Raw genomic sequence first — 10,972 nt, 5'->3', positions numbered from 1 at the left:
TAGCTAACCATCTTGACAAATCCGATTTGAGAGGGAATGAAACAGCCCTGCCTTATTAAGGGGAGTTGGGGGGATTAATTACACTAAATAATTTATGCAGTTAGATACAATTACTAAGTTTCTAAACACTTTTTTCAAGGTTGAACGTTATGACGAAGATGAACAAGGTGGTATATATTTACCTTCCGCGCGCTCTATTCAGCGTTTAGGTTTAGCGCTGGAACCTTGGGATGGTTTATATGACTGGGTAAAAAGTCATGATATTGACGCATTATTTTTACATCGTCCTTGGAAGCTTGATGTTGAGCAACTTCCACCAGATATAGGGGTAATTTCTTATCATTTGCCGTTTGATGAATCTTTGACGCTGGGCTTTAATTCCCGTTTAGCTGATGTTTTAAGCTTGTCTAATTTAGAAGTAATTGGAGAAAAACAAAATAGACCTATTGGTATGATTGGACAGGCGCCTAATCAAAGTTTTACTAGTATATGTAATTGTGTCAATGAAATTTTTGGAGGGTACGAGCAAATACGGGCGGCACATGAAAGCGAAGTGAGAAAAATAGCTGTGGTTGGCGCCATGACAGATTTGCTGGTACGAGAAGCTGCGTTACAAGATGTTAATGTTTATATAACAGGACAAATAAGACAACCAGCGGCACAAGCGATCATAGATACACAAACATCAGTAATTGCCATCGGCCATTATCGTTGTGAAGTTTGGGGCTTAAATACCCTCGTTAGCATCTTACAACAACGGTGGTCAAAGTTAGCGCTAATCGTAAATAGTTAATTGCTGACTGGTATTATAAAAGTGCTTAAAATTGATAATTTGAATCGAACCACACCACTTTAAAATATAAAAAGCTCCACTCTCTCAATCCCACTCAGCACTCAGAATTTAGCACTCAGCACTTAAGTAAAGCTTGAAAGCGGTCATCATGACGTACTGCATCGAATTGAGAGTCTGTTTTAATAATTGGTAAATACTTCTCTGGATGGATGCTAATCGCTTGGCGAAGATTTTCAACTGCACGGTCTATATTGTTTAATATCATGTAGCAGCGACCTCGGTTATACCAAACAGCGTCATCACTTGGTGCTAGTTCGAGAGCTTGATTGTAAGAAGCAATGGCGTTTTCGTAGTCTTTCAAATGTTCCCAAGCAATACCTTTGTTTAGCCAAGCCTTATAGTACTGTGGTTGAATCACTAACGCACGGTCAAAACTAAGAATTGCTTTGTCGTGGCGCCCCCATTCCAGCAAGTTTACACCACGATAGTACCAAGCCAGCAAATTTTTCGGGCTAAATTCTATCGCACGGTCGTAGCTATTGAGAGCTTCCTCATAGCGTTTCAACTGCTTTAGAGCATTGCCTCGGTTATACCATGCCCAATAAGCATCAGGCTGTAATAAGAGCGCGCGCTCAAAGCTAAGAATCGCTTTTTCATACTGCCCCAAATCACATAAAGTCAAACCACGATTATGCCACGCAGTCGTTCCATTTGGATTAAACTCAATCGCGCGCTCAAAGCTGTTAAGTGCTTCATCATAACGTTCTAATTTACCAAGAGCTATAGCTCGATTATGCCAAACCCAGCAATCATCGGTCTTATAAACTAGCATTTGGTCAAAGCAGGTAATCGCTTGTTCGTGCTTGCCCAATGAACCTAACGCAAAACCCTTCTGAAATAATGCTTCGGGATACTCTGGCTTACATCGCAGCGCTTTGTCAAAACTTGCAATCGCTGCCTCAAACTTCTCCGTCTTGTTACGGCGGAGTCCTTGCTGGAAAAAAAACTCTGCTTCCAAGCTCAATGACAATTTAAATGAATTTGGCATCATACCTTAGACTGATTTTCAACTCACATTTCTAAAAACAATAGCATGACTTGATAGGTAAGTTGTTAACCTATGATAAAAAATCTTAAGATTATAGATATTTTTGTAACAATAAACACATAGATAATAGTTAATAGTTATAGATGTAACCATTCCACGGGAATAATCACATAAAGCAACGGCGCCCGTATCACAGGCTTTCCAGCCTGTGCCATCCCGCCCGTGCAGTCCTACCTGTGTTATGTAAAGATGTATGAATGTAAAATAAATGTAAATTCTCAGTACAACCAAAATTACTTATGGCAAAAGCAACGTGGAACGGCGCCGTTTTAGCGGAAAGCGACAAAACTATAGTCGTCGAGAACAACCATTATTTTCCTGCTGACGCAATTAACAAGGAATATTTTAAAGAAAGCAATACTCATACAACCTGTCCGTGGAAAGGTGTTGCAAGCTATTACAGCATTGAAGTTGACGGGCAAGAAAACAAAGATGCTGCATGGTACTACCCTAGTGCAAAAGAAAAAGCAAAACAAATCGAAGGATATGTTGCTTTTTGGCATGGTGTAAAAGTCGAAAGTTAGAATAGTGCGCTCGTGCTGAGTTCTCACACTCCTAACCTTACTCAGCACGAGCGCACTCCTTCTTTTGCTGAGTTGACTCACCCAAACGCTTCACTTTTTTGGTTGTTTCACCTACAGTTTCCCGCAAGTGCATGATTTTTTCAACAGTAAGGTCTATTGCTTGTTCGCTTATAGTGGCGTTACGTGCTGCTATGCTTGCAACTGTGGCAGCAGTTCGCGTGCTATCAGCTACGTTGTGCATTGATTGTGTCATGTCATCAACGGCATCAAGTGTATTGTTAATTTCTGCTGCTTGTCCAAGCGCTTCTTGTGCGAGTCGCCGAATTTCTGCTGAGTTAGAACCAATTGCATCATTAACTTGAGTCGCTGTTGTTTTTACTTTTGTCACAATATCTCGTAGACTAAATTGTCAGGGTTAAAAACTTTACCTGCTCGGTCTGCTCCCGCGTTAGCAATAATTTTTAAATCTTTCCCAACCAAAGTTGCATATTCGATTTGTCTTGCTTTAACTTCGTTTGTTAAAATTTGTTTAACTTCCAACTGAGAAATTTTATTTAACGATTTACCTAAATTATGATTAACTGTCGCACGAATTAGGGCTGAGTTATGTGACTGACGACGAAAGCCAAAACCCATTTGATTAATTTTGATATTATAATTAATATTTGTAACTGCGATTTATGATTTTGCTTGTTCGAGTAATTGGCTTCTCAATCCTTGAGTAATCATTAGTGTGGCGCCCATTCCTATACCTAAGATAGATACTATTTCACAAGCAATTAACGCTATCATTTGCTTATGGCTAATCGGCAAGTTATAGAAATACTCCAAAAATTGCACGCTTTTGCTTTTTGAATTTGACGATGGGACTTGACTGTTGTTATACATAATTAGTTATCCAAGTAATAATTTTTGTAATATATGAAAACGTAGGGTGCGTGACGCTACTATGAATTTCAACGTAGCGCAAAGACGTGTAGCGTCACGCACCAAACTATGAATTTCAACGTAGCGCAAAGATGTTTAGCGTCACGCACCCTACGTTTTCGTGGTAAATACAATTACTGCACAGGCGCGCTTTTACCTGTGCTACGATTAGAGCTTATAATAATTCATGTATAGTATTATTTATTTAGTTGCTCCTGCCATTGGGAAAATAATATCATCTAGAGTGCGTAATAGTTCCTGTTCATTATATGGTTTTGAGAAGTAAGCGCGGGCGCCTAGTTGGATTGCGAGTTGACGGTGTTTGTCGCTGCTACGGGAAGTTAACATTGCTACGGGTATACCTTTAAAGTCAGTGTTAGATTTGACACGTCCTAAGAAGCCATATCCATCCACACGTGGCATTTCAATATCGCAAATAACAGCTTGAACAGTTAAACCTGTTTGGAGCTTTTCAATAGCGTCTTGTCCGTCTTTTGCTTGTTCGACTTTATATCCAGCTTTTTCCAGAGTTAAAGCAAGGAAACGACGCACGTTAATTGAGTCATCAACAATCAAAATAGTGCCTTTTTGATTTTTGGGCGATGCTGGGGGTTTTTCGTGAGATGAATTAATGAAAGGTGTTTTTAAACGCGCGGATGGTAGTTGTTGGTTACGAGGTGTACTTTCGCTCTTCGCAATTGCGTATAATAACTCACTGGCGTTGACTAAAGGCACAACTCGTCCGTCACCAAGAATTGTACAATTGTTAAAGCCTGGAGGTAATGGAATATTACCTTCGACTAAACGTATGGCAACTTCTTGTTCTCCCCAAGTTTTATCTATCTTTACAGCAACTGGTTGGTTGTTACCTCGAATAATTAATATCGACTCGGCATTGATCGCAGGTGCCGTTTCTAAGTTAGGGTTATCAAAGCGAGGACAGTTAAACTCTAAGTATTTTCCAAGACGAACCAGTGGTAGCATATTGCCCTGCCAGTTGAGAACTTCGCCATTTCCCATTGGGTATACAAGGTCTTCTTGTGATAAGAATATTTCCTCGATTATATCGGTAGGGAATGCTAATAACATCCGGTTGCTTTCCACAAGTAGCACTCGTGCCACAGAAAGTGTAAAAGGTACTGAGAGGCTAAATATAGTACCCTGACCTGCATATGTATTAACTTTGACATCGCCTCGCACTAGTTTCAAGTTACTTCTGACCACATCCATCCCAACACCGCGACCAGAAAGAGCGGTAACTTGTTCGGTAGTACTAAAACCGGGTTCAAAAATTAGTGATAGCAATTCTTCTTCGGTTGCAGCAGATAGCAAAGTTTCGTCCAACCCCATTGCTACAGCACGGTTGCGAATTTTATTCAGTGGGATACCACGACCATCATCACGCACTGTAATAATGGTACGGTTGCCTTGGTGCGTCGCTTTGATTTCGATAGTTCCTTGTTCAGTTTTGCCTGCTACAACTCTAGAAGCTGGGTCTTCTATACCGTGGTCAAAAGCATTTCTAACTAAATGCATTAATGGGTCGTTGAGCGCTTCTAATATGCTGCGCTCGATTAAAGTGTTACCACCTTCGATCTTTAACTGTACGTTTTTACCGTATTCGATACACAAATCTCTTAACGCTCGTGGAAAGCGGTCTAAAATGTCCGAAAGCGGACGCATTCGCACTTGAGTTAGTTTGCGCTGGAGTTGTTTCGAGGTTTTGTTGAGTTTGCGAGAAATGTTATCTGTATCATCAAGACTAAGTTGTAAGTCAGTTGTGACTTCTTGGACTTGAACAATAGTTTCCATTACCTCCTGCGATAGCAAATTAAGTTCGTTATAGCGGTCCATTTCTAAAGCATCAAAACGATGTTCAATACTATGAACCTCATTTCCATTTGCAAACTCCAAGCTATCTTCGAGTTCTTGACTTGCTGCAAAGTAAGGTGGTACTTCGGAAATTACTGTTGGCTGTGTATTAAAATATTCAGACGCGCGCGTTGAAATTTTGTCATATGCCGCGCGTAAATACTGGTTTTCACGTTCTAGAACATGAACTCGCTGGTTAAGATTACGAACTAGCTTACGCAACCGCTCAAGTTGCAAATTTAATCCGTTACGCTGAATTACTAACTCACCAAACAAATCATTAATTTGTTCAAGTTGCTTACTCGGAACACGTACTGTGTTTTCAGTACCTTCCCGTTCCCTAGCTTTTTCGGGTTGCTCTTTACGCTCTACAGTATCGCTAAGATTTTGCAGTTGATAATCTTGAAATTCGTCACCGCTATTGTAATCAGAAGCAGCGACAGGTTCAAGCAATTCTACTTCCTCAAATTCAGCTGCTGTACTTTCGATTGCGAACGCTGCTTCTAAAGCTTCAAAATCTGTAGTTAAAACTTCATTATCCAACCATGACAATGCTTTTACTTCTGCTACTTCTGCTACTTCCTCGAGTCCGGCGCCTACTTCTATATCACTATATATTTCTGTATCACTTGTAACTGCAATAGAATCAGTAGATTTTGGAGATTGGGTTGTTTCTAGAATTTCAAGTTCGCTAGGCAAACTGTCCAATTGATTTGTTAATACTAGCGCTTGCGAACGGCGCCAGGTATTAAGTGCGGCACGAGCAATAAGGGTAATATGTTCTGGGTCTGCGTATTCTAAGTGATTTGTTACTGACTCACACAAGCGGCTAAACGCTTCTAACTGTAACATCTCCCCTAACCCACCCAACTCAGCCGCCATAATGCTAACCTCTTCTTTGAGGCTTTCATGCTGGTTATCTACAAGCATCGATTCCAGACGCTCTAAACATCCCTCGACCTCAGTTTGAAATAGCAAGGGAATTATATCTTGCCCATCTTCCGATGACAAAATTGTCGAAGCGTCTTCTTCGTTAGGTTCGCCCAAGCGCTCGTGTAAATCGTCGAAAACAGGATAGCAGAAAGTTGCTAACCATTCTGAGTCTAAAACTTGCCCCTGCGAGTGTAGCTCGACGATTTGACGTAACCAGTCAACACCAGTTAACAAGAGACTTTGTAGATCGGTGTCAACTAAAACGGAATTTCGCTTTGTTTTTAAAACCTTGAACGAATCTTCTAAACGGTGTGCTAAATCACTTAACACCCGAAACCCCATCATCCCCGCTCCACCCTTGATCGAGTGAGCTGCTCGCAATGCCGCATTAATTTTATCAATATCAATTCGGTTACTTGTATCGATTTCAAGAAGAACACCTTCGAGCGTATTCAGATAATCCGTCGCTTCCTCCAGAAACTGCATCTGGATTTCATGCTCTTTATCCTGTGACATGATTACTAGCCCTTAGTCATTAGTTATTGGTATTTTTTTATCTGTTTTATTTTTTTTACAAATAATAAGTAACAGGTCATAGTGAGTAACATATCTTATTTACTAGTTAATAGCTAATAGTAACCGAGATGCAAGAACTATCAACTACAAACTTTTATTTTATGCCCTCACTACACACACTCCTGTTACATTCCTGCTCCAATTTTGACTGAACTTTTCTGTACCATTAACTAATTGACTTTGAAAGTGCCAACGGTTGATTGCAGTTGCTCAGATATTGCAACTGTTTCTTGTAATGATTGTGACACTTGTCGCGAGGAATGGCTAGTACGTTGCGAGGATACGGCAATTTGCTTCATTAATTCGCTAACGATGCTAGAGGTTTGTACCTGGGATGCAGTTGCATCCGAAATTGACTGTACCAAAGTATCAATTTGGCGTGATACTTCCAAAATCTGGCTCAAGCTTGATTTTGCATCTTCTACGATATGAGTTCCTTCCACAACTTGTGTGGTTCCCAACTCCATCGCTTGCACTACCTCACTAGTTTCGCGCTGAATGTTTTCTACTATTTGCTCAATTTCTTTTGTCGCTGCTGCTGAACGTGCCGCTAATTCTCCAACTTCTTCGGCGACAACAATAAAGCCTTGCCCTTCTTCTCCCGCGCGTGCTGCTTCGATACCAGCATTAATGGCGAGTAAGTTGGTTTGCATCGAAATTTGATTGATGAGCGCGACCACTCGTGAAATTTGCTGTGTAGACTCACCTAGACGCTTCACTTTCTTGGCGGTTTCTCCTACAGTTTCACGCAAACCCAAAATATTTTGCACCGTCATATCCATCGCTATTCCACTTTTTACGGCAGTGTTACGCGCGGTATTTGCGACAAATGCCGCTTTTTGAGCGTTTTGGGCTACTGATTGCATGTCTTTTGTCATGTTATCAACTGCACCGAGAGTGCGATTGATTTCCCCAGCTTGTTGAAGAGCTTCATCAGCAAGTTGGTTAATTGCCCCTGAGTTAACGTAAATCGCATCGTTAACTTTTATTGCTGTTTGTTGAACTTGTGTAACGATTTCGCGCAAGTTTTCAACAATTGAGTTAAAGAAGTCAGCAACCGTGCCAATTTCTCCGGCAGTAACATCCGCGCGTACAGTTAAATCTCCACTTGCGGCGCCTTCAACTTCGCTAAGTAGTTCGAGAAGTTGCATTTGCAGTGCTTCTCTTTGATGACGCTCATCTTCAGTGCTTCTTTCGGCGACCATGCGACCTTTTTCGACGGTTTCAAGAAGTTGTGCTTGTTCAATGGCGTAACCTATTTGAATACCCAGTTGCTTAAATAAATCAACTTCTAAGGGTTGCCAATGACGAGGACTATCACAGTGGTGAGCAATAAGTAGTCCAATTAATTGGTTTTGCTTGATTACTGGCGCAATCAAATTTGCTTTCACGGCAAATTTTTCCAGCATTTTAATGTAGCAGCCAGCATTTTTCAAGCTAGGGTCTTCGTAGATATTACTAATTACCCTGACTCGCCCATCTTTATACGTTTCCGCGTGTCTTTCTCGGAAACAAGGGTCATCGATTTCTACACCCATCATTTTCGGGTAACCTGGCACTATAGATTCAGCAACTATTCTTCCTTCCAAAGTTTGTAAATCAAACTGGTAAAAAACCACTCGGTCGGTTAGTAAAGCTTGACGAATTTCACGAACGGCAGTTTTGGTAATTTCTTCATACTTAAGTGTTTGCCGTATCCGTAAGGTGATTTCCGCTAGGTTCTTCGCTCGCTCTGCGTTTAATTCTTGTGTTTTCAGTAGAGCTTGCATTTGATCCGCCATTTGGTTAATGTTGGCGCCTAAAACACCTAATTCATCACCACGCTCAACTTCCAAGCGCGTCGAAAGTTCACCTTGACCCAACCTGGCAACAGCAGCAGTTGCATTCAAAATTGGTTCTGTCGCGCGTTTTGCTAACCAATAAGCAAGTGCTGCCACAAGTAAAGCGGTAATTCCTGTACCTAAAGCAGTAGCTAACAACAATTGTCGTTGCGCTGCAAACGCTGTTGCTTTATCAGTTGCCAACAAAACTTGCCATTTTAAATCAGGCAAACCTTCGAGTCCGCGCGAAGCATAACTAACAACTTCCTTACTTCCACCTGATTTTTGAGTTGTAACAAATGTACCAGATTTGCTTCTAGCTAGCTGTGCTTCTAAACCGGGATAATCAGTTTTGACGTTTTTACCAATTTGGCTTTTTTCTGTTGTCAAAAATAACTTGCCGTTAGCATCAGCTATAGCGTATTTTCTCCCGTTTTCGCCGTAGTTTTTAATTACATTTTCCAGAGATTTTACAGGAATTCTCGCTCTTACAATTGCGATTGTTTCATTACTAGAAGTATCTTTAATAGGTGCAACCGTATAAACGCTGAGTTGATTGGATGTTGTGGAAATTTGCGGTTGACTGATAAAAATACGATTAGTTTTTTTAACCTCTTGGATGTAATCGCGGTTTGCTAGATTTGGTAGTTGTGAGCCTTGTGATTGAGCAATAACGTTACCGTTTAAATCTACAATAGCAATGCTGTCATAGACTTTATTTGCATCAATAATTTTATCTAGAAAAGCTTGTTTTTCCTCCAGAGAAAAGGATTCACGAATTTTCCGATTTGCTAAAACTGACAAGTTTGATAGTAACTGAACGTTTGCATAACGCTCAATCATAAAGCGGTTGAGTTTATCGGCTAAACCGTCAGCTTCTGACTGTTGAAGCTGAGACACTTTATTCTCAATTGATTGACTCGAAATCAAATAAGTTAAAATACCTAGTCCCAAAACAGGAAGAGTACTAATTGCAATCGCAATAATTGTTGCTTTTGTTCGTAGGCTTAGTCTTTCAAGTTTGCCTTTGAAAGAACTATTTGAAAGATGACTTTTTTCATCTCTCTTAGACATATTATACAAAACAATTTTGTCTGCGTCTACAGTTGTATTTAATTCGGATGGTTTTAAAGACGGTTGTTTTTGGGCATCGCTACTCTTTGCAGTCTTATTAAACATAAAAGCATTTCCCTCAGTGAAGTTATTGAGAACACGAGATGTAACCTATCTTTTTAACTAGCCGTTCATTATAGACGCACGTTTTAGAAGTATATTAAGAGAAAAGGGCAAGGGTAAAAGGGTAAAAGTTTTTATATAACTTTTGCCCTTCCCCCTTAATTTGCTTGTAATATGGAAGAATGCACAATTGCTTGTGCATCTAATACCAACAGCATTTGTTGTTGCATAATGCAACCGCGTAAATATGGAACCAAACTTGATGCAACCTGCCCAACTGGGGAATGAATTTCATCAGGGGTAAATTTTACGGTTCCTAGAATATCGTCAACAACCAAGCCAAGCAACAGCAAATCAACTCGAACAATAATTATGTTATATTGGCGTAACCGAGTTTCTACTGACTCTAGATTGAGCATTCTGGGTAAATCAACCACCCAAACAATTCGACTACGCCAATTCATTAGTCCTAATATACACTCCCGCATTCCTGGCATTGAAGTCACAGATTCCACTGGTGCTACAATGGCTTCCTGAGTATGCCGCATTGAAATAACCGCAGCAGTTTGCTGGTTAACTTGAAACTTAAGATAGCCATCTCCTAGACTACTTAAATTTTCTGCCGTAGAGGTTGGAAGTTTAGAATTGCTCATAGTTCAAATGTATTTACGTTGTCAGTGATTTTATCGCTACTAGTAATTCTTCGCGCGTGTAAGGCTTAGTAATGTAAGCATCCGCACCTTGTCGCATTGCCCACAAACGGTCAATCTCTTGGTTTTTAGAACTACAAACTACAATGGGAACTTTTTGTGTCATAGAGTTACGTTTCAGCGCGCGGCACAGTTCAAAACCACTCATCCCAGGCATAACAACATCGGTGACAATAATGTCGATCTTGAACGAAGTAGCTTTCTCTAGAGCTTCTTTGGCGCCAGTTGCCTTAATAACTTGATAACCGCTTTCGTTGAGATAATGGCTCATTAACTCCAATTCACTAGGAGAGTCTTCGACTATTAAAATTGTACTTAGCATTGTAAGAGTCATTTTTTATTCCCTCAACCGATTAGTCGAACAGTAATATATGCTTCTAATAAATAAATTATCTTATTTGGGAAAACTTCCCAAATTTGCCAAATACAAAGGCGTAGGTTAAGATTAAGTTATGTGTTTAAGCACCATCTTTAATAATTCCGATTGAGTAAAGGGCTTGGTTAAATAACCACTAGAACGTACCATTTTTGCT

General features: G+C 40.3%; 9 protein-coding genes and 1 pseudogene. 2 read left to right on the top strand and 8 right to left on the bottom strand.

Annotated elements, in window-relative coordinates; genetic code table 11:
• Positions 1-94 precede the first annotated feature (94 nt).
• Positions 95-793: a Nif3-like dinuclear metal center hexameric protein gene (locus tag AC2JBO_RS37855; RefSeq protein WP_496958787.1), complete on the top strand. Its 699-nt coding sequence runs from the start codon at positions 95-97 to the stop codon at positions 791-793.
• A gap of 115 nt (positions 794-908) precedes the next feature.
• Here AC2JBO_RS37855 and AC2JBO_RS37850 read toward each other — a convergent pair whose 3' ends face one another.
• Complete coding sequence (locus AC2JBO_RS37850; protein WP_496958788.1) at positions 909-1,841, bottom strand: tetratricopeptide repeat protein; 933 nt, start codon at positions 1,839-1,841, stop codon at positions 909-911.
• Between the two features lie 299 nt (positions 1,842-2,140).
• Here AC2JBO_RS37850 and AC2JBO_RS37845 point away from each other — a divergent pair, with 299 nt between their 5' ends.
• Complete coding sequence (locus AC2JBO_RS37845; RefSeq protein WP_496958786.1) at positions 2,141-2,425, top strand: DUF427 domain-containing protein; 285 nt, start codon at positions 2,141-2,143, stop codon at positions 2,423-2,425.
• Positions 2,426-2,489: 64 nt separating this feature from the next.
• On the opposite strand, the pseudogene AC2JBO_RS37840 reads toward AC2JBO_RS37845, so the two are convergent.
• The 7 genes and pseudogenes from AC2JBO_RS37840 to AC2JBO_RS37810 form a co-directional block, all read right to left on the bottom strand.
• Positions 2,490-2,828, bottom strand: a pseudogene (locus AC2JBO_RS37840) (methyl-accepting chemotaxis protein); the annotation flags it as partial.
• Entirely contained in the window at positions 2,810-3,061 is a 252-nt protein-coding gene (locus tag AC2JBO_RS37835; RefSeq protein WP_496958785.1) for a hypothetical protein, read from the bottom strand. The gene AC2JBO_RS37835 and the pseudogene AC2JBO_RS37840, both read right to left, overlap by 19 nt.
• A 42-nt stretch (positions 3,062-3,103) precedes the next feature.
• Complete coding sequence (locus tag AC2JBO_RS37830; protein WP_496958784.1) at positions 3,104-3,313, bottom strand: hypothetical protein; 210 nt, start codon at positions 3,311-3,313, stop codon at positions 3,104-3,106.
• A gap of 240 nt (positions 3,314-3,553) precedes the next feature.
• On the bottom strand, positions 3,554-6,673 hold the full coding sequence (locus AC2JBO_RS37825) for a hybrid sensor histidine kinase/response regulator (protein WP_496958783.1): 3,120 nt from the start codon (positions 6,671-6,673) through the stop codon (positions 3,554-3,556).
• A gap of 230 nt (positions 6,674-6,903) precedes the next feature.
• Complete coding sequence (locus AC2JBO_RS37820) at positions 6,904-9,732, bottom strand: methyl-accepting chemotaxis protein (RefSeq protein ID WP_496958782.1); 2,829 nt, start codon at positions 9,730-9,732, stop codon at positions 6,904-6,906.
• Between the two features lie 155 nt (positions 9,733-9,887).
• Positions 9,888-10,382: a chemotaxis protein CheW gene (locus AC2JBO_RS37815; RefSeq protein WP_496958781.1), complete on the bottom strand. Its 495-nt coding sequence runs from the start codon at positions 10,380-10,382 to the stop codon at positions 9,888-9,890.
• Positions 10,383-10,395: 13 nt separating this feature from the next.
• Positions 10,396-10,773 carry a response regulator transcription factor gene (locus AC2JBO_RS37810; RefSeq protein WP_496958780.1) on the bottom strand — a complete coding sequence of 126 codons (378 nt, stop codon included), beginning with the start codon at positions 10,771-10,773 and terminating at the stop codon, positions 10,396-10,398.
• Positions 10,774-10,972: the final 199 nt, after the last annotated feature.

It is taken from the genome of Calothrix sp. CBUCES-K 9914, assembly GCF_059640475.1.
Note: the sequence above shows the minus strand (reverse complement) of the source record. Positions and strands in the feature narration are given on the sequence as shown.